The 21,625-nt window shown below is 73.6% G+C and carries 24 protein-coding genes and 1 riboswitch; of the genes, 12 read left to right on the forward strand and 12 right to left on the reverse strand.

What is annotated here, in order from left to right; translation table 11 throughout:
- Positions 1–45 precede the first annotated feature (45 nt).
- On the reverse strand, positions 46–606 hold the full coding sequence (gene def / locus CP977_RS05045) for a peptide deformylase (RefSeq protein WP_062757967.1): 561 nt from the start codon (positions 604–606) through the stop codon (positions 46–48).
- Positions 607–732: 126 nt separating this feature from the next.
- Between def and CP977_RS05050 the strand changes: the two genes are divergently transcribed.
- The 5 genes from CP977_RS05050 (at position 733) to CP977_RS05070 (ending at position 5,413) form a co-directional block, all read left to right on the forward strand.
- Positions 733–1,980, forward strand: coding sequence for a Mur ligase family protein (locus tag CP977_RS05050; protein ID WP_062757970.1), 1,248 nt, complete (start codon positions 733–735; stop codon positions 1,978–1,980).
- A 19-nt stretch (positions 1,981–1,999) separates the two neighbouring features.
- Entirely contained in the window at positions 2,000–2,728 is a 729-nt protein-coding gene (locus CP977_RS05055) for a type 1 glutamine amidotransferase (protein WP_062757972.1), read from the forward strand.
- 158 nt (positions 2,729–2,886) lie between these two features.
- On the forward strand, positions 2,887–3,912 hold the full coding sequence (locus tag CP977_RS05060) for a 6-phosphofructokinase (protein ID WP_062757974.1): 1,026 nt from the start codon (positions 2,887–2,889) through the stop codon (positions 3,910–3,912).
- Between the two features lie 125 nt (positions 3,913–4,037).
- Positions 4,038–4,988: a cytochrome c oxidase assembly protein gene (locus CP977_RS05065; protein WP_062757976.1), complete on the forward strand. Its 951-nt coding sequence runs from the start codon at positions 4,038–4,040 to the stop codon at positions 4,986–4,988.
- Positions 4,989–5,170: 182 nt separating this feature from the next.
- Positions 5,171–5,413 (forward strand): hypothetical protein, encoded by a 243-nt coding sequence (locus CP977_RS05070; RefSeq protein WP_062757978.1) that lies wholly within the window; start codon positions 5,171–5,173, stop codon positions 5,411–5,413.
- A gap of 15 nt (positions 5,414–5,428) precedes the next feature.
- On the opposite strand, the gene CP977_RS05075 is transcribed toward CP977_RS05070, so the two are convergent.
- A complete protein-coding gene (locus tag CP977_RS05075; protein ID WP_062757980.1) occupies positions 5,429–6,415 on the reverse strand; it encodes a DUF3048 domain-containing protein in 987 nt (328 codons plus the stop codon).
- Between the two features lie 110 nt (positions 6,416–6,525).
- Here CP977_RS05075 and CP977_RS05080 point away from each other — a divergent pair, with 110 nt between their 5' ends.
- A complete protein-coding gene (locus tag CP977_RS05080; RefSeq protein ID WP_152369688.1) occupies positions 6,526–7,251 on the forward strand; it encodes a lysophospholipid acyltransferase family protein in 726 nt (241 codons plus the stop codon).
- Between the two features lie 64 nt (positions 7,252–7,315).
- Positions 7,316–8,359, forward strand: a complete 1,044-nt coding sequence (locus tag CP977_RS05085) for an NAD-dependent epimerase/dehydratase family protein (protein WP_183953348.1) — start codon at positions 7,316–7,318, stop codon at positions 8,357–8,359.
- Between the two features lie 48 nt (positions 8,360–8,407).
- Here CP977_RS05085 and CP977_RS05090 read toward each other — a convergent pair whose 3' ends face one another.
- The 8 genes from CP977_RS05090 to CP977_RS05125 all read right to left on the reverse strand — a co-directional run bounded on the left by CP977_RS05090 (position 8,408) and on the right by CP977_RS05125 (position 15,140).
- Complete coding sequence (locus tag CP977_RS05090; RefSeq protein ID WP_062757986.1) at positions 8,408–9,988, reverse strand: alpha/beta hydrolase; 1,581 nt, start codon at positions 9,986–9,988, stop codon at positions 8,408–8,410.
- 179 nt (positions 9,989–10,167) lie between these two features.
- Positions 10,168–10,911, reverse strand: coding sequence for an urease accessory protein UreD (locus CP977_RS05095; protein WP_152371509.1), 744 nt, complete (start codon positions 10,909–10,911; stop codon positions 10,168–10,170).
- Positions 10,908–11,585 (reverse strand): urease accessory protein UreG, encoded by a 678-nt coding sequence (ureG, locus tag CP977_RS05100; protein WP_062757988.1) that lies wholly within the window; start codon positions 11,583–11,585, stop codon positions 10,908–10,910. The genes CP977_RS05095 and ureG overlap by 4 nt, the downstream gene beginning before the upstream one ends.
- A 54-nt stretch (positions 11,586–11,639) precedes the next feature.
- Entirely contained in the window at positions 11,640–12,305 is a 666-nt protein-coding gene (locus CP977_RS05105; protein ID WP_152369689.1) for an urease accessory protein UreF, read from the reverse strand.
- Positions 12,305–14,026, reverse strand: a complete 1,722-nt coding sequence (locus tag CP977_RS05110; protein ID WP_152369690.1) for an urease subunit alpha — start codon at positions 14,024–14,026, stop codon at positions 12,305–12,307. Before CP977_RS05110 ends, CP977_RS05105 begins: the two co-directional genes overlap by 1 nt.
- Entirely contained in the window at positions 14,019–14,363 is a 345-nt protein-coding gene (locus CP977_RS05115; protein ID WP_152369691.1) for an urease subunit beta, read from the reverse strand. The genes CP977_RS05110 and CP977_RS05115 overlap by 8 nt, the downstream gene beginning before the upstream one ends.
- 13 nt (positions 14,364–14,376) lie before the next feature.
- On the reverse strand, positions 14,377–14,679 hold the full coding sequence (locus CP977_RS05120; RefSeq protein ID WP_030214289.1) for an urease subunit gamma: 303 nt from the start codon (positions 14,677–14,679) through the stop codon (positions 14,377–14,379).
- A 200-nt stretch (positions 14,680–14,879) separates the two neighbouring features.
- The gene (locus CP977_RS05125) at positions 14,880–15,140 is read right to left on the reverse strand and encodes a type II toxin-antitoxin system Phd/YefM family antitoxin (protein WP_229991536.1); all 261 of its coding nucleotides are present in this window, start codon (positions 15,138–15,140) and stop codon (positions 14,880–14,882) included.
- Between CP977_RS05125 and CP977_RS05130 the strand changes: the two genes are divergently transcribed.
- From CP977_RS05130 to CP977_RS05140, 3 genes are all read left to right on the forward strand, one after another.
- Complete coding sequence (locus CP977_RS05130; protein WP_372460739.1) at positions 15,067–15,633, forward strand: ClpP family protease; 567 nt, start codon at positions 15,067–15,069, stop codon at positions 15,631–15,633. The genes CP977_RS05125 and CP977_RS05130 overlap by 74 nt on opposite strands.
- A 7-nt stretch (positions 15,634–15,640) precedes the next feature.
- The gene (locus tag CP977_RS05135; protein ID WP_062757999.1) at positions 15,641–15,946 is read left to right on the forward strand and encodes a hypothetical protein; all 306 of its coding nucleotides are present in this window, start codon (positions 15,641–15,643) and stop codon (positions 15,944–15,946) included.
- A gap of 392 nt (positions 15,947–16,338) precedes the next feature.
- Positions 16,339–16,469, forward strand: a riboswitch (cyclic di-AMP (ydaO/yuaA leader).
- A gap of 3 nt (positions 16,470–16,472) precedes the next feature.
- Complete coding sequence (locus CP977_RS05140) at positions 16,473–16,949, forward strand: C40 family peptidase (protein WP_062758001.1); 477 nt, start codon at positions 16,473–16,475, stop codon at positions 16,947–16,949.
- Positions 16,950–17,054: 105 nt separating this feature from the next.
- On the opposite strand, the gene CP977_RS05145 is transcribed toward CP977_RS05140, so the two are convergent.
- Positions 17,055–17,492 (reverse strand): ATP-binding protein, encoded by a 438-nt coding sequence (locus CP977_RS05145; protein WP_062758003.1) that lies wholly within the window; start codon positions 17,490–17,492, stop codon positions 17,055–17,057.
- A 162-nt stretch (positions 17,493–17,654) separates the two neighbouring features.
- Positions 17,655–18,893 (reverse strand): 8-amino-7-oxononanoate synthase, encoded by a 1,239-nt coding sequence (locus tag CP977_RS05150; protein WP_152369694.1) that lies wholly within the window; start codon positions 18,891–18,893, stop codon positions 17,655–17,657.
- Positions 18,894–19,068: 175 nt separating this feature from the next.
- Between CP977_RS05150 and bioB the strand changes: the two genes are divergently transcribed.
- Positions 19,069–20,343, forward strand: coding sequence for a biotin synthase BioB (gene bioB / locus CP977_RS05155; protein WP_062758005.1), 1,275 nt, complete (start codon positions 19,069–19,071; stop codon positions 20,341–20,343).
- A complete protein-coding gene (locus CP977_RS05160) occupies positions 20,336–21,616 on the forward strand; it encodes an adenosylmethionine--8-amino-7-oxononanoate transaminase (RefSeq protein WP_062758007.1) in 1,281 nt (426 codons plus the stop codon). Before bioB ends, CP977_RS05160 begins: the two co-directional genes overlap by 8 nt.
- The last annotated feature ends 9 nt before the right edge of the window (positions 21,617–21,625 follow it).

Here is a 21,625-nt window from a genome sequence, read left to right on the forward strand (position 1 = left end):
CGGGCCGGGCTTCCAGCCCCTGGCCCGAGGCCCCCCGGCGACCCCTCAACCCTCCAGTACCGACACCCCACCGCCCCACGGCTGCTTCCGGACCGCCCGCAGCAGACGTGACCTCCGCCACCCCGTGACGTGGTCCGCGTAGACCCCGCCCTCCAGGTGGTCGGCCTCGTGCTGGAGGCAGCGGGCGAAGAAGCCCGTGCCCTCGATCCGCACCGGGGCCCCGTCCAGGTCCACGCCCTCGACCACCGCGCGGTCGAACCGGGGCGTCGGGGCCTCCAGACCCGGCAGCGAGAGACACCCTTCCGGCCCCCTGACCACGTCCCCGTCCGCCTCCACCAGGCGCGGGTTCACCACGTGCCCCAGGTGGCGGACCTCCTCGTCGTCGGGGCAGTCGTACACGAAGACCCGCAGGCCCACGCCCACCTGGTTCGCCGCCAGACCCACCCCGTTCGCCGCGTACATCGTGGCGAACATGTCCTCGACGAGCCGGGCCAGTTCGGGTCCGAAGTCGGTGACGGGCGCGCAGGGCGCGTGCAGCACGGGGGCGCCGAGCAGGGTCATCGCTCGGACCAGGCCGGAACTGCCGGGGATGGGGCGGTTTCGCATGCCGGTAAGGGTACGGTCCGCCGTGACCTGCCTGTTTCGTACGATCGCTCGGCGGTGCCGCTGTTCGGGCTCCTGGCCGGATCTCGATAGGCTGAGCCCGGACCGACGCGAGGAGGAACAAGAACGATGTCAGGACACCCCGGTAATCCAGAGCCGCTGTCGCCGCGTGCCAAGCTGGCCGTGACGGCGGGCAGGGCCGCGGCCGCGGTGTCGCGGGCGGCGGGTCGCGGAAGCGGATCGGTGATCGGCGGCCGGGTGGCGCTGAAGCTCGACCCCGACCTCCTCGGGCGCCTCGCCCAGCATCTGGACGTCGTCCTGGTGTCGGCGACCAACGGCAAGACGACCACGACCCGGCTCATCGCGGAGGCGCTGCGCGCCGCCGGCCCCGTCGTCTCGAACGCGCTGGGCGCGAACATGCCCGCGGGCATCACCTCGGCGCTCGCCGGCGGCTCGGACTCCAAGTACGGCGTGATCGAGGTCGACGAGAAGTACCTCGCGGGCGTCGCCCGGGACACCACGCCCAAGGCGATCGCGCTGCTCAACCTCTCCCGCGACCAGCTCGACCGCGCCGCCGAGACCCGGATGCTCGCCGAGAAGTGGCGCGAGGGCCTCAACGGCACCAAGGCCGTGGTCATCGCCAACGCCGACGACCCGCTGATCGTGTGGGCCGCCTCCTCCTCCCCCAACGTGGTGTGGGTCGCCGCCGGCCAGGAGTGGAAGGACGACGCCTGGTCCTGCCCCGCCTGCGGCGGTGTCATGCAGCGCCCCGGCGACGACTGGTTCTGCGGCGAGTGCGGCTTCCGCCGCCCCGCGCCGAGCTGGGCGCTCAGCGGCGACCACGTGCTCGACCCGCACGGCTCGGCCTGGCCGATCCGCCTCCAGCTCCCCGGCCGCGCCAACAAGGCGAACGCCACCACCTCGGCCGCCGTCGCCGCCGTCTTCGGGGTGCCGCCGCAGGTGGCCCTGGAGCGCATGTACCAGGTGCAGGCCGTCGCCGGCCGCTACGACGTGGTCTCCTTCCAGAACCGCGACCTGCGTCTGCTCCTGGCGAAGAACCCGGCCGGCTGGCTGGAGACGTTCTCGCTGATCGACGGCCCGCCGGCGCCGGTGATCCTCTCCGTCAACGCGCGCGGCGCCGACGGCACGGACACCTCCTGGCTGTGGGACGTCGACTACGGCCGGCTCGCCGGCCACCCGATCATGGTGATCGGCGACCGCCGGCTCGACCTGGCGGTCCGCCTGGAGGTCGCGGGCGTGGACTTCCGCGTCTGCGAGACCCTCGACGAGGCCGTCGCGATGGCCCCGCCCGGGCAGATCGAGCTGATCGCCAACTACACCGCCTTCCAGGACGTCCGCCGCCGCGTCGGCAACTGACCCGTAGAGGACATGCAGCATGAGTGACAGCAGCCTGCGCCTGGTCTGGGTCTACCCGGACCTGCTCAGCACCTACGGCGACCAGGGCAACGTCCTCGTCGTCGAGCGCCGCGCCCTGCAGCGCGGCCTCAGCGTCGAGCGCGTCGACGTCCGCAGCGACCAGCCGGTGCCGACCTCGGGCGACATCTACCTGATCGGCGGCGGCGAGGACCGTCCGCAGCGGCTCGCGGCCGAGCGGCTGCGGCGCGACGGCGGCCTGAGCCGGGCCGCCTCCAACGGCGCGATCATCTTCTCGGTCTGCGCCGGCTACCAGATCCTGGGCCACGAGTTCATCAACGACCTCGGCGAGCGCGAGACCGGCCTCGGGCTGATCGACGTGATCTCGACCCGCGGCGAGGGCGAGCGGTGCGTCGGCGACGTCCTCGCGGACATCGACCCGCGCCTGGGTCTGCCCCAGCTCACCGGGTTCGAGAACCACCAGGGCATCACCCACCTCGGCCCGACGGCCCGGCCGTTCGCCCGGACCGTCCTCGGCAAGGGCAACGGCACCGGCGACGGCACCGAGGGCGCGTACAACGACACCGTCTTCGGCACCTACATGCACGGCCCCGTCATGGCCCGCAACCCCCAGATCGCGGACCTGCTCCTGAAGCTGGCCCTCGACGTGAACGCGCTGCCGCCGACGGACGACCGCTGGTACGAGGCGCTGCGCGCCGAGCGCATCGCGGCGGCCACGCAGCCCGCCTGACCGTCCCGCACGGTCCGTCCGCACCGCTCGTACACACGTACGTTGTCCACTGGGCGGACATCAGGTTCGGCCCCGCCACCCGGCGGCGATAGGGTGGCGGGGATCCAGCCGGACGACGTGGTCCGGGAGTCGGCCCACGTTGCAAAGGTTTTTGGGCTATGCGCATTGGCGTGCTCACCTCCGGCGGAGACTGCCCCGGTCTGAACGCTGTCATCCGGTCCGTCGTGCACCGCGCCGTGGTGGACCACGGCGACGAGGTCATCGGCTTCCACGACGGGTGGAAGGGCCTCCTGGAGTGCGACTACCGCAAGCTGGACCTGGACGCGGTGGGCGGCATCCTCGCCCGCGGCGGCACCATCCTCGGCTCCTCGCGGGTCCAGCCCGCGCACCTGGTGGACGGCGTCGAGCGGGCCCGGGGCCACGTCGCGGACCTCGGTCTCGACGCCATCATCCCGATCGGCGGCGAGGGCACCCTCAAGGCGGCGAACCTGCTCTCCGAGGCGGGCCTGCCGATCGTCGGCGTCCCGAAGACCATCGACAACGACATCGCCTCCACCGACGTCACCTTCGGCTTCGACACGGCCGTCACCGTGGCCACCGAGGCCCTGGACCGGCTGAAGACCACCGCCGAGTCCCACCAGCGGGTCCTGGTCGTCGAGGTCATGGGCCGCCACACCGGCTGGATAGCGCTGCACTCCGGCATGGCGGCCGGCGCGCACGCGATCGTCGTCCCCGAGCGCCCCTTCGACATGGACGAGCTGACCTCCCGGGTCGGCGCCCGCTTCGCCGACGGCAAGCGCTTCGCGATCGTGGTGGTCGCGGAGGGCGCGAAGCCGCGCGAGGGCTCCATGGAGTTCAAGACCGCCGGCACCGACATCTACGGCCACGAGCGCTTCACCGGCGTCGCCAACCAGCTCTCCGTGGAGCTGGAGCGCCGCCTCGGCAAGGAGGCCCGCCCGGTCATCCTCGGCCACGTCCAGCGCGGCGGCACCCCGACCGCGTACGACCGCGTCCTCGCGACCCGCTTCGGCTGGCACGCGGTGGAGGCGGCGCACCGCGGCGAGTTCGGCATGCTGACCGCGCTGCGCGGCACGGACATCGTGATGGTCCCGCTGGCCAAGGCCGTGGAGACCCTCAAGACGGTCCCGGCCGACCGCTACGCCGAGGCCGAGTGCGTGCTCTGAACGGCTCCCGTGCGTGACCGTACGCCTCCCCGTACGTGACACCCGCCCCCGGTCGCGATCGCGGCCGGGGGCGGTTCTAGTCTGGTGCGGACAACAAGCGCGAATCGGGCTCCAGGAGTGTACGGATGGATCACAGCGGGCACGGCATGACCACGGACCTGCCGCCGTTCACGCTGGGGCGGGGCCTGGAGTTCTCTCCCGACCTCTTCTTCCTGATCGGCTGCCTCGCGGCGCTCGGCCTGTACGGGTGGGGCGTGGCGCGGCTGCGGCGGCGCGGGGACGCGTGGCCGGTGAGCCGGACGGTGTTCTTCACGGTCGGCGTCCTCACGGTCGCGCTCGTGATGTGCACCAAGCTGAACGACTACGGCATGGTCATGTTCAGCGTGCACATGGTGCAGCACATGGTGATCTCCATGCTGTCGCCGATCCTGCTGCTGCTGGGCGCGCCGGTGACCCTGGCGCTGCGGGCGCTGCCGGTGGCGGGCCGGGGCTCGACCGGGCCGCGCGAGCTGCTCCTGAAGCTGCTGCACAGCCGGTACATGAAGGTGATCACGCACCCCGGCTTCACGATCCCGATGTTCATCGCGAGCCTGTACGCGCTGTACTTCACGCCGCTCTTCGACTTCCTGATGGGCTCGAAGCCGGGGCACATCGGGATGATGGTGCACTTCCTGATGGTCGGCGTGGTGTTCTTCTGGCCGATCATGGGCGTGGACCCGGGCCCGCACCGGCCGGGGTACGTGATGCGGATGCTGGAGCTGTTCGCGGGCATGCCGTTCCACGCCTTCTTCGGCATCGCGCTGATGATGGCCTCGGAGCCGATGGTCGAGGCGTACGCGAGCCCGCCGGCCTCGCTGGGGATCGACGCGCTCTCCGACCAGAACGCGGCGGGCGGCATCGCCTGGGCGTTCAGCGAGATCCCGTCCGTGCTGGTCCTGATCGCGCTCGTCTACCAGTGGTACCACTCCGAGCAGCGGCAGGCGGTCCGCAAGGACCGGGCCGCCGACCGGGACGGGGACAAGGAGCTGGAGGCGTACAACGCGTACCTGGCCTCGCTCCGGGCGCGGGGGAACTGACCTCCGGAAGGTCGTGGACGGGTCCGGTGCCGGTGCGGCGCCGGGCCCGTTCTCCGTACGGAAGGCGTTTTCCGGCGCACGCCGGAGCGTCCGGGGAGTAGCGCGCGCCCCCTCCGCCGGGTGACGATGGTCGGGACGGCTTCCGCGGCCTCGGTCGCCTCGGTCGGGAGGAGGGCGGGCTGATGTCCGGTCCCACGAAGACGATGACGGTGCTCACCTGCGCCGCGCTGGTGCTGACGACGGCGTACACGGTGGCGCTCGGCAGCAGCGGCTGGCTCTGGTTCGGTCTGCTGGTGCTGATCGTGGTGACGATCGGGGTGGCCGCGTCGGAGAGCGGGACGGCCCCCGCCGGTCCGCGCCGCCGCCCACCGGAGCGCCCCGGGCCCAGCGGTCCCACGGGCCCGATGGGTCCTACGGGGATCTGACCTCCGTACGCCTTCTCAGCGCGGCGCGAGGACGATCCAGACCTGCCCCGGCGCGAAGGCCAGGGGCGCCCCGTCCGGGGTGGTGAAGGTCGTGCCGGACGCGTCGGAGGGGCGGGACCAGCGGGCCTCGTGGGCACGTCCGTCGCGCAGGACGGTCGCGCTGCCCTCGCCGACGGTCTCGGTGTACGGGGAGACCGCGCCGGTCACGTCGCGGAAGTCGGAGGGGCGGACGGTGACGCGCTGGACGACGACCGTCTCCGGGGTGAGCGGTCCGCTGTCGGTGGCGCGGGTCTCGCGGCCGTCCATGGCGACCCGCCAGGCGCGGTCGGCGGCGGACCAGGTGAAGGTGTAGCGGGCCGCCGGGTAGCGGACGGTCGAGGTGGTGGTCGGGGTGCCGTCCGGCGGGGCCGGGCCGAAGCGGAAGCCGATGTCCTCGGCGTCCCCGGCCTGCGGGGCGGCGGCGAGGGCGCGGTCCGGGCGCAGGTAGAGGTTGTGCGGGGCGGCCCGGTCCGGGGAGCGCAGGAAGGCGCCGGGTGCGGTGCTCTCGGTGACCGGGTACAGCGGCGCGGCGGCGAGCAGCGGGTTCAGGGCGGTCTGCGCCCCGGAGTAGGCGAGGGCGGGCCGGCCGAAGGCGGCGAGCAGGGAGATGTCGGACTCGCGGGCGCTGCGGACGGGTCCGACGCGCTCGGGGAGGCGGGAGGAGTAGACGGCCAGGAGCCGGGTGGTGCCGCCCTCGACCTGTTCGACGTAGACGAGGTCGGCCGTGCCGAGCCCGGTGTGGGGGCGGGCCGCCGCCGCGTTGTCGATCTTGACGCCGAGGACGGGAGCGGGCTCGGCGGGCAGGCCCGTGAAGGGCGAGCGGCCGGCCGGGGCCGTGGGGGCCGGGTCGGGCGTGGCCGTGCCGGAGCAGCCGTACAGCCCGGCCGCCGTCAGCGCGCAGAGGAACGCGGTGAGGATCCGGCCGGGGCGTCTCGTTCCGTTCGTTCCGTACCCGTTCGTCATGGTGACGCTCCCCCTCCAGTGGACCACGGGCCCGCGCACGGATACAACGGGCGTGGCGGGAAGACGAACGGATGACAGACGGACTGTCGGACGGGTGAACGGGGTCGCGAGTGTTCTACCAGTTGATGAAGTACGTGCTCCTCGGGCCGCTGCTCAAGCTGCTGTTCCGGCCACGGATCGAGGGCCTCGAACACGTGCCGGCGGAGGGGGCGGCGATCGTGGCGGGCAACCACCTCTCCTTCTCCGACCACTTCCTGATGCCGGCCGTCCTGGAGCGGCGGATCACCTTCCTGGCGAAGCAGGAGTACTTCACGGGTCCGGGCCTCAAGGGGCGCCTGACGGCCGCCTTCTTCCGGGCCGCCGGGCAGATTCCGGTGGACCGCTCGGGCAAGGAGGCCGGGCAGGCGGCGATCCGTGAGGGGCTCGGCGTCCTCGGCCGGGGCGAGCTGCTCGGCATCTATCCCGAGGGGACCCGCTCGCACGACGGGCGGCTCTACAAGGGCAAGGTGGGCGTGGCGGTGATGGCGCTGCGGGCCGGGGTGCCGGTGGTGCCCTGCGCGATGGTGGGGACCTTCGAGATCCAGCCGCCGGGGCGGGTCGTGCCCCGGATCCGCCGGGTCACCATCCGGTTCGGGGAGCCGCTGGACTTCTCCCGGTTCGCCGGGCAGGAGGGCGAGAAGGCGGTGGTCCGGGCGGTCACGGACGAGATCATGTACGAGATCCTGCGCCTGTCGGGGCAGGAGTACGTGGACGAGTACGCGGCGGTGGTGAAGGCCGCGGAGGCCGGAGGCCCTTCGGACGAGGGGCCGGGAAAGTTCCCCGGCGGGGAACGCTGAGGGCGGATCCGCGCACGGCGCAATCCTCTGGGCCCGTGCGCCGGGCGACCGTAGCGTCCCCACCATGACCAAGGGACACGCGTTCGTGCTGGGTGCGTCGGGACAGGTGGGGCGGGCGGCCGTGCGGGCCCTCGCCGCGGACGGCTGGGAGGTGACGGCCGCCTCGCGGGGCGGGGGCGGGGACGACGGGTGGCCGGACGGGGTGCGGACGGTGCGGCTCGACCGGAACGAGGAGGGGGCGCTCGCGGCCGGGATCGGCGACGGCTGCGACGTGCTCGTGGACATCGTCGCGTACGACCGGGGCCACGCCCGGCAGTTGACGGGGCTCGCCGACCGGATCGGTTCGGCGGTGGTGGTGTCGAGCGGCGCCGTCTACGAGGACGACCGGGGGCGCAGCTTCGACACCCAGGACGAGCCGGACGGCTTCCCCGCCTATCCGGTGCCGATCCCGGAGGAGTGGCCGACGGTCGCGCCGGGCGACGGCACGTACGGCACGCGGAAGGTCGCCCTGGAGCGGGAGTTGCTCGCGGCGGGCGGGGCGTTGCCGACGACGCTGCTGCGGGCGGGTGCGATCCACGGGCCGTACTGTCCGGGGCCGCGCGAGCTGTGGTTCGTGAAGCGGGCGCTCGACGGGCGGCCGGTGCGGGTCCTCGCGTACGGCGGGAGGTCGCGGTTCCATCCGGCGCACGTGGACAACCTGGCGGAGCTGGTCCGCCTCGCGGCGGCGAGGCCGGGGAGCCGGGTGCTCAACGGCGCCGATCCGCAGGCGCCGACGGTGGCGGAGATCGGGGCCGCGATCGACGCGGTCCTGGGCGTGGAGAGCGAACGGGTGCTGATCGAGGGGCCGCCGGAGGGGCCCGGGGGCCTGGTGGGGCTCACGCCGTGGACCGCGGAGCACCCGATCGTCTACGACATGGCGGCGGCGGAGCGGGAGTTGGGCTACCGGCCGGTGGTGTCGTACGCCGACTCGCTGCCGGAGACGGTGGAGTGGCTGGCCGGGCGGGCGCAGGGGCGGGAGTGGCGGGAGGCGTTCCCGAACCTCGCGAAGTACGGGGTGGACTGGTTCGACTACGCGGCGGAGGACGCCTGGTTCGCGGCGCGCGGGTGACGCGGGGGTGGAGGGAGGGACGGTCCCTCCACCCCCGCGCCGGTGCCGTTACGGCTGCGGGGTGGCGTGCGGGGCGCAGGTCTGGTCCCTGGCGTCCAGCTTCCCGGTCAGCAGGTAGGCCTCGACCTTGGTGTTGAGGCACGGGTTGACCAGGGTGGTGATGCCGTGCGAGCCGGCGTCCCGCTCCGTGATCAGGCGCGAGCCCTTGAAGCGCTTGTGCAGCTCGACGGCGCCGGCGTACGGGGTGGCGGCGTCGCGCTCGGCCTGGGCGATGAGCACCGGCGGCAGGCCCTTGTGGGTCTTCACCTCGACCGGCCGCTGACGCGGCGCGGACCAGGTCGCGCAGGGCAGGTTCATCCAGGCGTTGGCCCAGGTCATGAACGGGTGGTTCCGGTGGAGGCGGGTGTTGTCCCGGTCCCACTTCTTCCAGCTGGTCGGCCAGGGGGCGTCGGCGCACTCGACGGCGGTGTAGACGGCGTTGCCGTTCTCCGAGGCGATGTTGCCGGCCGTGTCGGTGGGGTCGGCGGCGGCCGCGTCGATCAGCGGCTGCGGGTCGCCGGCGGCGTACGCGCTCCAGGCCTCCGCGACCGGGGCCCACATGGAGTCGTAGTAGGGCGCGTTCTGGAAGAAGCCGATCAGCTCGGCCGGTCCGACCTTGCCGCCCAGCGGGTTCTTCTTGGCGGCGGCGCGCAGCACGTCCCACTGCGCGCGGACCTCGGTGTAGGTGTCGCCGAGGTGGTACGTGGAGTCGTGGCGGGCGACCCAGGTCATCCAGTCCTTGAGGCGCCCCTCGAAGGCGATGTCCTGGTCGAGGTTGGCCTCGTACCAGATCTTGTCCCGGGAGGGGTTGACGACGCTGTCGAGGACCATGCGGCGGACGTGGGTGGGGAAGAGGGTGCCGTAGACCGCGCCGAGATAGGTGCCGTAGGAGACGCCGACGAAGTTGAGCTTCCTCTCGCCGAGGGCGGCGCGGATGACGTCGAGGTCGCGGGCGCTGTTGGGCGTGGTCATGAAGGGCAGCATCGCGCCGCTCTTCTCGGCGCAGCCCCGGGCGTACTCGGCGGCGAGCTTGCGCTGGGCGCGCTTGTCGGCCTCGCTGTCGGGGACCGGGTCGGCCTTGGGGCCCTTGACGAACTCGGTCGGGTCGACGCAGGAGATGGGGGCCGAGTGGCCGACGCCGCGCGGGTCGAAGCCGACGAAGTCGTAGGCCTTGGCGGCGCCCGCCCAGATGGCGTTCTTGGTGGTGACGCGGCGCGGGAAGCGCAGGCCGGAGGCGCCGGGGCCGCCGGGGTTGTAGAGCAGGGCGCCCTGGCGCTCGGCGGGGGTGCCGGTGGACTCGATCCGGTCCACGGCGAGCTTGATCTTCTTGCCGTTCGGCTTCGCGTAGTCGACGGGCACGGTGACCCAGCCGCACTGGATGGGCTTCTCCAGGCCCCAGTCGGCCGGACAGTCCTGCCAGTCGATGCCCGTGGCGGCGGCCCGGGCGGCGGCGACGGCGACGCCGATGGACTCGGCGTCGCGGTGGTCGCGGTCGCTGTGGGCACTCGCCGCCGGAGCCGCGAGGGCGCCCGCGACGAGCGCGCCCGCTATCAGCGTTCCGGCCGAACCGAGCAGTGCCGTACGTCTCATGGGTCCTCCCCCGGGGACGGCGCCGTTTCCCGTGGTGGCGCCGGATGTTGGTGGTCCAGGGGATCCTTTCGCCGGAGGGACCGGGGAGGAAAGGGTGAACAACCGTTTCTTTGCCGAACCCATAACCGGAGACGCCGCACCGCTGAGCGGTGAGCCGCCCGGTCGCGGTCGTCGGCGGTTCAGAAGGGGGCGAGGGCGGCCAGGGCGGTGTCGAGGAGGCGGCGCAGGACCAGGGCGTCCGGGGCCACGGCGGTGACGAGGGCGGCGGGACCCGCGAGCGGAGCGATCACCGCGTGCTCCCCGAGCAGTCGGGTCTCCACCGGCTTATCCGCGAACGCCGGGTCCACGACCAGGAGTTGCCCGGTGGCCCGGTGGCCGCCGAGGACCGCGCCGCCGTCCCAGCCGCCGGGGGCGCCGGGCCCGAAGGACAGTTCCTGGTCGAGCAGGGGGCGCCCGGCGCGGCGGACGGTGAGACGGGTGGCGAGGGTGCCGGGCGGCTCGCCGTGTCGGCCGAGGACCTGCTCCTCGCGCAGCACGAGCCGCGCGGTGGGGGCGAGTTCGACGGTGGTCCGCATGCGCAGGTGCGAGCCCTCGACGGAGACCACCTGCTCGGGCAGCCAGCGGAGCACGCCGTCGTCGGCGACGTCGATCCGGACGTCGTACGCGGCGGGCTCCGCGCTCCGGCCCGGCAGGGCGAGGGTGGCGGCGGCCGCGTCGACCAGGAGCCGGGCCCCGGGCCGTACCGCCGTCTCGATCGCGAGCCGGTCGCCGCCGAGCGGGGCGCTCATCGCCCCGACGACGGTGACCCGGGTGTACGGCTCCGGGGCCCTGGTGCGGCGCAGGGCGAGCGGCCCGTCGCTCACCAGGAGCGGCAGCCCGCCGCCGGCGTCGGCGGCGATCCGGGCGGTGGCGCGCAGGCTCACGCGGTCCATGCCGCGAGCCGCGTCCGGACCCAGTCGGCGACGGGGCCGACGCCCTCCGCCGAGCGCAGGGAGGTGAAGAGGACGGGCAGTTCGCCGCGCTGCTCCTTCGCGTCGCGGGCCATCCGCTCCAGGTCGGAGCCGACGTACGGGGCGAGGTCGGTCTTGTTGACGACGAGGAGGTCGGCGGTGGTGACGCCGGGGCCGCCCTTGCGGGGGATGTCGTCGCCGCCGGCGACGTCGATGACGAAGACCTGGGCGTCCACGAGGCCCTTGGAGAAGGTGGCGGTGAGGTTGTCGCCGCCGGACTCGACGAGGATGAGGTCGAGCGGCCCGACGGCGTCCTCCAGTTCCTCGACGGCTTCGAGGTTGGCGGAGATGTCGTCGCGGATGGCGGTGTGCGGGCAGGCGCCGGTCTCCACGGCCCGGATGCGCTCGGGCGGCAGGACGGCCTCGCGGAGCAGGAACTCGGCGTCCTCGCGGGTGTAGATGTCGTTGGTGACGACGGCGAGCGAGAGGGTGTCGCGCAGGGTGCGGCAGAGGGCGGCGACGGTGGCGGTCTTGCCGGATCCGACCGGCCCGCCGAGCCCGACGCGCAGGGCGCGGCGGGTGCCGTCGGGACGGTGGGCGTCGGCGGAGACGGCGCCGTGGTGGGCGTGGGCGTGGCCGAGGTGCATGGGGCGGCTCCGGGGTGGTCGTGTGTCACGGAAGGGGGACGGGGTGCCGGGTCGTCAGGACGCGAAGAGGCGGACCGGCCAGGACGCGTGCTGTTCGGCGGTGAGGTCGAGCAGCGGCGCGGAGGCGGCCGGCAGGGCGTCCACCCCGTCCCGGGCGGCGGCCGCCGCCCGCTCGGCCAACCGGTCCATGTCGGGGGCGAGGCGGGCGAGGACGGCGGTGGCCCGGTAGGGGTCGAGACCCAGGAGGCGCACCACCGCGGTCGCGGGACCGCCGACCGTCTCGTACGCGACGCAGTGCGCCGCGTCCTCGGGGCCGAGCCCGGCGGCCCGGGCGGCGGCGCCCAGGACGACGGGCTGGTGGGCGCCGCGCGGGAAGGCGGCCGCGAGGGCGTCGAGCCCGGGGTCCGGCCAGGCGGCGCGGGCGGCCCGCATCATCTGGCGGCCGAGCCTGCGGGCGGCGGCGCGCAGGGCGGGCGAGGGGGTGCGGGCGTCGGCCGCCGCGTCGAGCGCGTACGGGTCGAGTCCGTGCGCGGCTCCGGCGGCGAGTCCGGCGGAGGTGAGACCCGTGGTGTGCAGGCGGCCCCGGCAGAAGTCCTCCAGGTCGTCGGCGTCCTTGATCCGGCCGGCCTTGACGGCGGCCTCGGCGCCGCCGGAGTGGGCGTGCCCGCCGGCGGGGAACCGCCCGTCGGCGAGCACCAACAAAGCAGATCGCGCCGTCATCAGAAGAGGAAGTATCTCTGGGCCATGGGCAGTTCGGCGGCGGGGGCCGGTTCGACCGCCTCGCCGTCGATGGTCACCGTGAAGGTGTCCGCGTCGACCTCGACCCGGGGCAGCGCGTCGTTCTCGCGCATGTTGGCCTTGGTGACCCGCCGGGTGCTCCGGATGGGGGTGAACTCCTTGTGCAGGCCGAGGCGTTGCGGCAGGTCGTCCTCGATCGCCGCTTCCGCGACGAAGTTGAACGAGCCGGCCGCGGCGGCCTTGCCGAGCGCGCCGAACATCGGGCGGGGCAGGACCGGCTGGGGCGTGGGGATGGAGGCGTTGGCGTCGCCCATCTGCGCGTACGCGATCTGGCCGCCCTTCATGACGACGAGCGGCTTCACGCCGAAGAAGGCGGGCTCCCAGAGCACCAGGTCCGCGAGCTTGCCGGGCTCGACGGAGCCGATGAGGTGGTCCATGCCCTGGGCGGCGGCCGGGTTGATCGTGTACTTGGCGACGTACCGGCGGGCCCGGTGGTTGTCGGCGCGGCCGTCGCCGGGCAGGGCGCCGCGCCGCTTCTTCATGACGTGGGCGGTCTGCCAGGTCCGCATGACCACCTCGCCGATCCGGCCCATGGCCTGGGAGTCGGAGGAGATGATCGAGATGGCTCCGAGGTCGTGCAGGACGTCCTCGGCGGCGATGGTGGAGGGCCGGATGCGGGACTCCGCGAAGGCGAGGTCCTCGGGGACGGCCGGGTTGAGGTGGTGGCAGGCCATCAGCATGTCGAGGTGTTCCTCGATGGTGTTGACGGTGTGCGGCCGGGTCGGGTTGGTGGAGCTGGGCAGGACGTGCGGCTCGGAGACGACGGTGATGATGTCGGGGGCGTGCCCGCCGCCCGCGCCCTCGGTGTGGTACGCGTGGACGGTGCGGCCGGCGATGGCGGCGAGGGTGTCGCCGACGAAGCCGGCCTCGTTGAGGGTGTCGGTGTGGATGGCGAGCTGGGCGCCGGTCTCCTCGCAGACGTCCAGGCAGGTGTCGATGACGGCCGGGGTGGCGCCCCAGTCCTCATGGATCTTGAATCCGAGGGCTCCGCCGCGCAGTTGGGAGTGCATGGCCTCGCGGGACATGGTGTTGCCCTTGCCGAGGAGGCCGATGTTGACCGGGAAGGTGTCGAGGGCCTCGAACATCCGGGCCAGGTGCCAGGGTCCGGGGGTGATCGTGGTCGCCTTGGTGCCCTCGGCGGGTCCGGTGCCGCCGCCGACGAGGGTGGTGACGCCGGTGGCGAGGGCCTGTTCGACGACGGTCGGCGAGATGAAGTGGACGTGGGCGTCGACGGCTCCGGCGGTGACGATCCGCCCGTTGCCGACGACGATCTCGGTCTCGGGGCCGATGACGAGGTCGGGGTGGACGCCGTCCATGGTGTCGGGGTTGCCGGCCTTGCCGAGGGCGGTGATCCGCCCGTCGCGGATGCCGATGTCGGCCTTGACGATCCCCCAGTGGTCGATGACGACGGCGCCGGTGATCACGGTGTCGGGGGCGCCCTCGGCGCGGGTGGTGCGGGCCTGCCCCATGGACTCGCGGACGACCTTGCCGCCGCCGAAGACGGCTTCTTCGCCGGCGCGGCCGGGGCCGCCGCAGCGGTCCTCCTCGATCTCCACGAGGAGGTCGGTGTCGGCGAGGCGGATCCGGTCGCCGGTGGTGGGTCCGAACAGGTCGGCGTACACGGCGCGGTGCAGCTCAGGCACGGGGGCCTCCGTCCGTACCGGCCGGGGTCGCGTCGAGCGGGCCGGCGGTCTCGCCGCGCAGTCCGGGCACGATCCGGCGGCCGCCGATCGGGACGAGCTCGACCTCGACGGGGATGCCGGGCTCGAAGCGGACGGCGGTCCCGGCGGCGATGTGCAGCCGCCGCCCGTGCGCGGCGGCGCGGTCGAACTCCAGGCCGGGGTTGACCTCGGCGAAGTGGTAGTGGGAGCCGACCTGGACGGGCCGGTCGGCGGCGTTGAGCACGGTGAGGCGGGTGACGGGGCGCCCTTCGTTGAGGGCGACGGGGCCGTCCGCGTACAGGATCTCTCCGGGGATCATCGGCGGCGCCCGTTCAGACGATGGGGTCGTGGACGGTGACGAGCTTGGTGCCGTCCGGGAAGGTGGCCTCGACCTGGACGTCGTGGATCATCTCGGGGATGCCCTCCATGACGTCGTCGCGGGTGAGGACCTTGCGGCCGGATGCCATCAGCTCGGCGACGGTCCGGCCGTCGCGGGCGCCCTCCAGGATGTGGGAGGTCAGGAGGGCGACGGCCTCGGGGTGGTTGAGCCGTACGCCCCGGGCCCTGCGCTTCTCGGCCACGTCCGCCGCCACATGGATGAGCAGGCGTTCCTGCTCGTGCGGGCTCAGTTGCACTCTTCCACCTCACAGTCGTCGACCGGGACGGCACCCGGACAGCTGCGGACCCTACCGACCGTCAACACTCTGTTGAACTGCCTGGATGCGGCCCGCGGCGAGACATTGCACGTTAGGGCGGAAGTTTTTCCGGCTCGTTAACTCCGGCTTTGCGTTCCCATGATCATCCGACCGGTGTCACCCGACGGGCCTCGCGGGCCTCACGGGGCGCCGGGCTCGCGGTGACGGGCGGCGAGGCCGAAGTGCCCCTGTTCCCCGGGAGCGGAGCCGGCGGAGTGGAAGCCGGACACGGAGCGGACGACCTGCTCCTCCTCCGGCCGCGCGGCCCCTTCGAGTACGTCCAGGTCGGCGGCGGACACCAGGGCGACGAGCGGCTCCCCGTGGCGGGTGACGACGACGCGCTCACCGCCGTACACGACGCGGTTGATGAGGTCCGCGAGCTCGGCTCGCGCTTGCGTCACGGGGATCTCGTCCACCGACGTGATCACTCAACTGCTGTACCTGGAGTACGCGGCACCCGACCAGGACATCGCGCTCTACATCAACTCCCCCGGCGGCTCCGTCACCGCCATGACCGCGATCCACGACACGATCCGGACGCTCGCCTGCGACGTGGTCACCACCTGCCTGGGCCAGGCCGCCTCCACCGCCGCCGTCCTGCTCGCCGCCGGCACCCCGGGCAAGCGGATGATGCTCCCCGGCGCCCGCGTCACGCTCCGGCAGCCCGCCATGGAGGAGCCCCTGCGCGGGCAGCCGAGCGACCTCGGCGTCCAGGCCCGCGAACTGGACCGCCGGCGCGCCCTGATGACCGGACTGCTCGCCGAGCACACCGGACGGAGCAGCGAGCGGGTCGCCGCCGACCTCGACCGCCCCACGGTCCTGGACGCCCCGGCCGCCGTCGCGTACGGGCTGGTGGAGCACGTGGTCACGAGCCGCCGCGGCGCGGCGCGGTGAGCGGGCCGTGGTTCCCGAACCGCCGCCGCTGCCCGCCCTGACGCGGGCCGAGGGCGAAGTGGTCGATGCCTGCCTTGCGGTCGTCGACCTCCTGGGGAGAATCAATCCATCCAGGAGTACGCATACCTATGGGGGCCTGAGGGCGGCTCAGGCCCTGGTGGGGCGTGCGGAGGAGCTGCGTGAGGCCCTGGCGCTCATGCACGCGCGGGGCGAGAGCGAGGTGCACGCGGAGACCCTGGCGCGCGCCCTGCGGGTGCTGGATGGGGAGCAGCGGGCGGGCCGGGTCACGCTCCCCCGGGAGCGGCGGAGTTGACATTCCGGCATGTCGTGTCAAGGGCCGGACGGCCGACACGGCGCGCCGGAACCACTCGTCCGTTCGGTGGAGTCGATGAGTCGACATATGACCCGGGCGAGTTGCGCAAGGGGTGTACACATCTGGCGGAACCGGGCGCTCCTTCGCTGGTGCGGGGCTCGTCCGCCAAACCTCCGACGATCACGAAACCATCCTGTCCACCCGAATGGATCAGTCGTGAGGACTCTCACATAACGTCGTTTCCACTCGGATTTCGACCAGGCTGTGGGGCAAGATCCCTGCCGACGACAAGCCCCCGCCATCCGAGGCGGGGCGGTCCGGGCGGACGCCGAGTCCTGCCGCCGTCCCGGACGCCTGGTCGACAGGATTGGATCGGCAGGAGTGGAGGACCCGAGCAGTACGGGCCGTACGCGCTGTTTCCGCAGCGGGGCCGGCCCTTGGGGTGAAGCCGCGAGAGCGGCCGGGCATCTTCGCCTGCCCGAACCCGACAGGTCATCCTTCACAGGCGGCTGACGAAGGGTTGCGCATGACTGCGCAGATGCACGTCCCGTCCCTGCTGTCCCGGGCCGGAGCCGTCTCGGCTCTCACCCTCGCCGCCGTCGGCGGCACGCTGCTCGCGCCGGGCGCGGCGCCGGAGGCCCAGGCAGCGACCGCACACGCGAACAAGGCGCTGAGCGTCGCCGCCTCCAAGAAGGGGGCGCCCTACCGCTACGGGGCCACCGGCCCCTCCCGGTTCGACTGCTCGGGCCTGACGCTCTACGCGTACAAGCAGGCGGGCAAGTCGCTGCCCCGCACCGCGCAGCAGCAGTACAACAAGACCAGTCGCGTCTCCGCCTCCGGCCGGCAGAAGGGGGACCTGGTCTTCTTCCACTCCGGCGGCAAGGTCTACCACGTGGGCATCTACGCCGGCAGCGGCAAGCTCTGGCACTCGCCCAAGACGGGCTCCTGGGTCAAGCTCGACAAGATCTGGACCTCGAAGGTCTCCTACGGACGCGTCCGGTGACCCCGCCCGGGCACTGAGCGGGCGCCGGAGGGGAGGCCGGGGGGTGCGGTGGCGCCGCCGCACCCGAACCGTCGCCGGACGGGCCCCGGCCCCGCCGGACGCGCGCTAACAGACCACCGGTGCCGCGGCCTTCCACGGCAGGGTGATGCCGACCGTCTTGCCGCCGTCCGGGGTCGGGGTCACCGAGAGGCGGCCGCCGGACTCCACCGCGAGGGAGCGGATGATGGCCATGCCGCGGCCGTTGTCCTGCTGGACCGCCGCGGGAAGGCGGCGGGGCCGGCGCGGATGGCTGTCCGTGACGCCGACGTGGAGCTGCTCCCCGTCCTCCAGGCGTACGTCGACCGTGAAGGTGGGCGACTGGCCGAAGGTGTGCAGGACGGCGTTGGTGGCCAGTTCCGAGACGATCAGGCGGACCGCGTCCGCCTGGTCCGAGAGCGCGTCGAGGCCCCAGTCGGTGAGAATCCGCGCGACGTACCGCCGGGCGGTGGGGACCGAGGCGGGCTCGCTCGCCAGGGTGACGGATGCTTCCTGATGGTCTGCCATGGCGACTCTGTCCCTTTCCCGCCGGGGCCACCGCCCCGGATCGCACTGCGCGTCAGAGTCCCACCGATGGTGCCGGGCCGTATCGGGTTCCACCAGGGCAATACCGCATCTGTCGCCCGAAGCGGTGAACCGTACGAACCGTGAACGCCTCCGGACGGTGCGTCAGGCGGCGGGCGCGGTCCGCAGGATCGTCTCCACCGCGCGGTCGATCTGCGCGTCCGTCAGGTCGGCGCGGGCCGTCAGGCGCAGCCGCGAGACGCCGTCGGGGACGGACGGGGGCCGGAAGCAGCCGACCGCCAGGCCCCGTTCCCGGCAGTCCGCCGCCCAGCGCAGCGCCGCCTCCGGGGAGGGGGCGCGGACCGAGACCACGGCCGCGTCGGGCCGGGCGCCGGTCAGACCGGCCGCGGTCAGCCGCTCGTACAGGGTGGTGGCGACGGTACGGGCCCGCCCGGCGAGCCCCGGTTCGGCGGCGATCAGGCGCAGGCTCGCGAGGGCGCCGCCGACGGCGGCCGGGGCGAGGCCGGTGTCGAAGATGAAGGTGCGGGCGGCGTTCACCAGGTGCTCGATCACCCGGGCCGGGCCCAGGACCGCGCCGCCCTGGCTGCCCAGGGACTTGGAGAGGGTCAGGGTGGCGACCACGTCCTCGTCGCCCGCGAGCCCGGCGCCGTGCACCGCGCCCCGGCCGCCGTCGCCGAGGACGCCGAAGCCGTGGGCGTCGTCCACGACGAGCCCGGCGCCGTGCGCGCGGCAGGCGGCGGCGAGCTCCGCGAGCGGGGCCCGGTCGCCGTCGACGGAGAAGACGGAGTCGCTGACGACCAGGGCCCGGCGCCCGGGGTGCGCCTCCAGGGTCTTGCGTACGGCCTCGGGGTCGGCGTGCGGGACGACGGCGGTCTCGGCGCGGGCCAGGCGGCAGCCGTCCACCAGGGAGGCGTGGTTGGCGGCGTCCGAGACGATCAGGGAGTCCCGGCCGCCGAGCGCGGTGAGCACGGCGAGGTTGGCGGCGTAGCCGGAGGAGAAGACGAGGGCCGCCTCGAAGCCGCAGAAGGCGGCGAGCTCGCGCTCCAGGTCGGTGTGGAGCCGGGTGGTGCCGGTGACGAGCCGGGAGCCGGTGGAGCCGGCGCCCCAGCGCCGGGCCGCCTCGGCCGCCGCCCCGGTGACCTCGGGCCTGCGGGTGAGGCCGAGGTAGTCGTTGCCCGCCAGGTCGAGGAGGTCCGAGTCGGCCGTCCGGGGCCGCAGCGTGCGGACGAGACCGGCGTCGGCCCGGCGGCGCGCCTCGGCGTCGGTCCAGTCGAAGGCCGTGCGGCGCGGGACCGCGACCCGCGCCTCGTCCACCCGCGTCTCGTCCACCCGTACGTCGTCCGCCCGTGTGTCGTCCGCCCGTGTGTCGTCGGCCTGTGGCATGCGGGATCCTTCGTCGGCGCCTCCGGCCGGCCGGCCGGTGCCTTTTGTAGGCAGCGCACAGACCCTAACCGCAGGAGACCGGGATCGTGGTGTGGTCATCCACACACCCCGATCGGGGGCGTTTGTTCGGATCCTCCTTGGCCCGGGGGCGGGCGGTAGGCCAGGATCAGCGGTTATGGACCTGCTGAACACGCTGGTGGAGAAGGGGCTGCGGCGCGAGCCGCCGACCCGTGAAGAAGCGCTCGCCGTCCTGGCGACCTCCGACGACGAACTGCTCGATGTGGTGGCCGCGGCCGGCAAGGTGCGCCGTCAGTGGTTCGGGCGGCGGGTGAAGCTCAATTATCTGGTCAACCTCAAGTCCGGCCTGTGCCCCGAGGACTGCTCGTACTGTTCGCAGCGGCTCGGCTCCAAGGCGGAGATCCTCAAGTACACCTGGCTGAAGCCGGACGAGGCGTCCCAGGCCGCCGCGGCGGGCGTCGCGGGCGGCGCCAAGCGGGTGTGCCTGGTGGCGAGCGGGCGCGGTCCGACGGACCGGGACGTGGAGCGGGTCGGCAGGACCATCGAGGCCATCAAGGAGCAGAACGAGGGCGTCGAGGTGTGCGCCTGCCTCGGTCTGCTCTCGGACGGGCAGGCGGAGCGGCTGCGGGAGGCCGGCGCCGACGCGTACAACCACAACCTGAACACCTCCGAGGCGACGTACGGCGGGATCACCAAGACCCACACGTACGCCGACCGGGTGGACACCGTCCAGAAGGCGCACGCGGCCGGGCTCTCGGCCTGCTCGGGCCTGATCGCGGGCATGGGCGAGGCCGACGAGGACCTGGTCGACGTCGTGTACGCGCTGCGGGAGCTGGGCTCGGACTCGGTGCCGGTCAACTTCCTCATCCCGTTCGAGGGCACCCCGCTCGCCAAGGAGTGGAACCTGACCCCGCAGCGCTGCCTGCGGATCCTGGCGATGGTGCGGTTCGTCTGCCCCGACGTCGAGGTGCGGATCGCGGGCGGCCGCGAGGTGCACCTGCGCTCGATGCAGCCGCTCGCGCTGCACATCGCGAACTCGATCTTCCTGGGCGACTACCTGACCAGTGAGGGCCAGGCCGGCCAGGCCGACCTGGACATGATCGCGGACGCGGGCTTCGAGGTGGAGGGCACGGGCACGCCCACGCTGCCCGCCCACCGCGCGGACGCGCTCGCGGCGGCCGGCGGCGGCTGCGGTTCGGGCGCGGAGGCCGGTGGCGGTTGCGGCTCGCACGCCCCGACCGAGGGCGCCCCGGCGGAGGCCGGTGCCGGGTGCGGGTCGCACTCCGGCGGCTGCGGTCCGTGCGGCGGACACGCCCCGGTCCCCGAGCCCGCCGAGGCGCCGGCCGTCGAGGCCGCGCCGGGCGGCGCCCGGACCGATCTGGTGGCGGTGCGCCGCCGGGGAGCCGGGACGGACCTCGCGCCGAATGCGTAACGACGAGCTCCTCGCCCTGGACAGGGCGCACGTCTGGCACCCGTACGGCCCCATGCCGGGCCGCACGGACCCGCTGGTCGTCGCGTCCGCGTCCGGGGTGCGCCTCCGGCTCGCCGAACCCGCCGAGGGGCGGGACGAGTTGATCGACGGCATGTCCTCGTGGTGGTCGGCGGTCCACGGCTACAACCACCCCGTCCTCAACGAGGCGGTGCGCGGCCAGCTCGACCGGATGAGCCACGTGATGTTCGGCGGGCTCACCCACGAGCCGGCCGTCCGCCTCGCGAGCCGGCTCGTGGAGATCACCCCCGAGCCGCTGCGGCACGTCTTCCTCAGCGACTCGGGCTCGGTCTCCGTCGAGGTCGCCGTCAAGATGTGCCTGCAGTACTGGCGTTCGCTCGGTCGCCCCGAGAAGCGGCGGCTCTTCACCTGGCGCGGCGGGTACCACGGGGACACCTGGCAGCCGATGTCGGTGTGCGACCCCGAGGGCGGGATGCACGAGCTGTGGACCGGGGTCCTCCAGCCCCAGGTCTTCACGGACGCCCCGCCGGCCGCGTACGAGGAGTCGTACGCCGCGCTGCTGCGGACCTCGATCGGGCGGCACGCGCACGAGCTGGCCGCGGTGGTCGTGGAGCCGGTGGTGCAGGGCGCGGGCGGCATGCGCTTCCACGACCCGGCGTACCTGCGGGTGCTGCGGGAGGCCTGCGACGAGCACGGCGTGCTGCTGGTGTTCGACGAGATCGCGACCGGGTTCGGGCGCACGGGCACGCTGTTCGCGGCCGACGCGGCCGGGGTCTCCCCCGACGTGATGTGCGTGGGCAAGGCCCTGACGGGCGGTTACCTGTCGATGGCCGCGACGCTCTGCACGAGCCGGGTGGCCGACGGGATCTCGCGCGGCGAGGTGCCGGTCCTGGCGCACGGGCCGACCTTCATGGGCAACCCGCTGGCCTCCGCCGTGGCCCTGGCCTCGATCGACCTGCTGCTCTCCCAGGACTGGCGGGTCGAGGTCAAGCGCATCGAGGCCGGGCTGCGCGACGGGCTCGCCCCGGCCGCGGACCTGCCGGGCGTGCGGGACGTGCGGGTGCTCGGCGCGATCGGGGTCGTCCAGCTCGACCACGAGGTCGACATGGCGGCGGCGACGCGCGCGGCGGTCCGGGAGGGCGTGTGGCTGCGCCCGTTCCGGGATCTGATCTACACGATGCCGCCGTACGTGACGGGTGACGAGGACGTGGCCCGGATCTGCGCGGCGGTACGGGCCGCCGCGGCGGCGGGCTGAACGGAAGGA

This window comes from Streptomyces cinereoruber, assembly GCF_009299385.1.
GTDB lineage: Bacteria > Actinomycetota > Actinomycetes > Streptomycetales > Streptomycetaceae > Streptomyces > Streptomyces bikiniensis.

Coding starts and splice junctions, on each gene's coding strand:
- def (WP_062757967.1), bottom strand. CDS start 606: ATGCGAAACCGCCCCATCCCCGGCAGTTCCGGCCTGGTCCGAGCGATG.
- CP977_RS05050 (WP_062757970.1), top strand. CDS start 733: ATGTCAGGACACCCCGGTAATCCAGAGCCGCTGTCGCCGCGTGCCAAG.
- CP977_RS05055 (WP_062757972.1), top strand. CDS start 2,000: ATGAGTGACAGCAGCCTGCGCCTGGTCTGGGTCTACCCGGACCTGCTC.
- CP977_RS05060 (WP_062757974.1), top strand. CDS start 2,887: ATGCGCATTGGCGTGCTCACCTCCGGCGGAGACTGCCCCGGTCTGAAC.
- CP977_RS05065 (WP_062757976.1), top strand. CDS start 4,038: ATGGATCACAGCGGGCACGGCATGACCACGGACCTGCCGCCGTTCACG.
- CP977_RS05070 (WP_062757978.1), top strand. CDS start 5,171: ATGTCCGGTCCCACGAAGACGATGACGGTGCTCACCTGCGCCGCGCTG.
- CP977_RS05075 (WP_062757980.1), bottom strand. CDS start 6,415: ATGACGAACGGGTACGGAACGAACGGAACGAGACGCCCCGGCCGGATC.
- CP977_RS05085 (WP_183953348.1), top strand. CDS start 7,316: ATGACCAAGGGACACGCGTTCGTGCTGGGTGCGTCGGGACAGGTGGGG.
- CP977_RS05090 (WP_062757986.1), bottom strand. CDS start 9,988: ATGAGACGTACGGCACTGCTCGGTTCGGCCGGAACGCTGATAGCGGGC.
- ureG (WP_062757988.1), bottom strand. CDS start 11,585: ATGCACCTCGGCCACGCCCACGCCCACCACGGCGCCGTCTCCGCCGAC.
- CP977_RS05105 (WP_152369689.1), bottom strand. CDS start 12,305: ATGACGGCGCGATCTGCTTTGTTGGTGCTCGCCGACGGGCGGTTCCCC.
- CP977_RS05115 (WP_152369691.1), bottom strand. CDS start 14,363: ATGATCCCCGGAGAGATCCTGTACGCGGACGGCCCCGTCGCCCTCAAC.
- CP977_RS05140 (WP_062758001.1), top strand. CDS start 16,473: ATGACTGCGCAGATGCACGTCCCGTCCCTGCTGTCCCGGGCCGGAGCC.
- CP977_RS05145 (WP_062758003.1), bottom strand. CDS start 17,492: ATGGCAGACCATCAGGAAGCATCCGTCACCCTGGCGAGCGAGCCCGCC.
- CP977_RS05150 (WP_152369694.1), bottom strand. CDS start 18,893: ATGCCACAGGCCGACGACACACGGGCGGACGACACACGGGCGGACGAC.
- bioB (WP_062758005.1), top strand. CDS start 19,069: ATGGACCTGCTGAACACGCTGGTGGAGAAGGGGCTGCGGCGCGAGCCG.
- CP977_RS05160 (WP_062758007.1), top strand. CDS start 20,336: ATGCGTAACGACGAGCTCCTCGCCCTGGACAGGGCGCACGTCTGGCAC.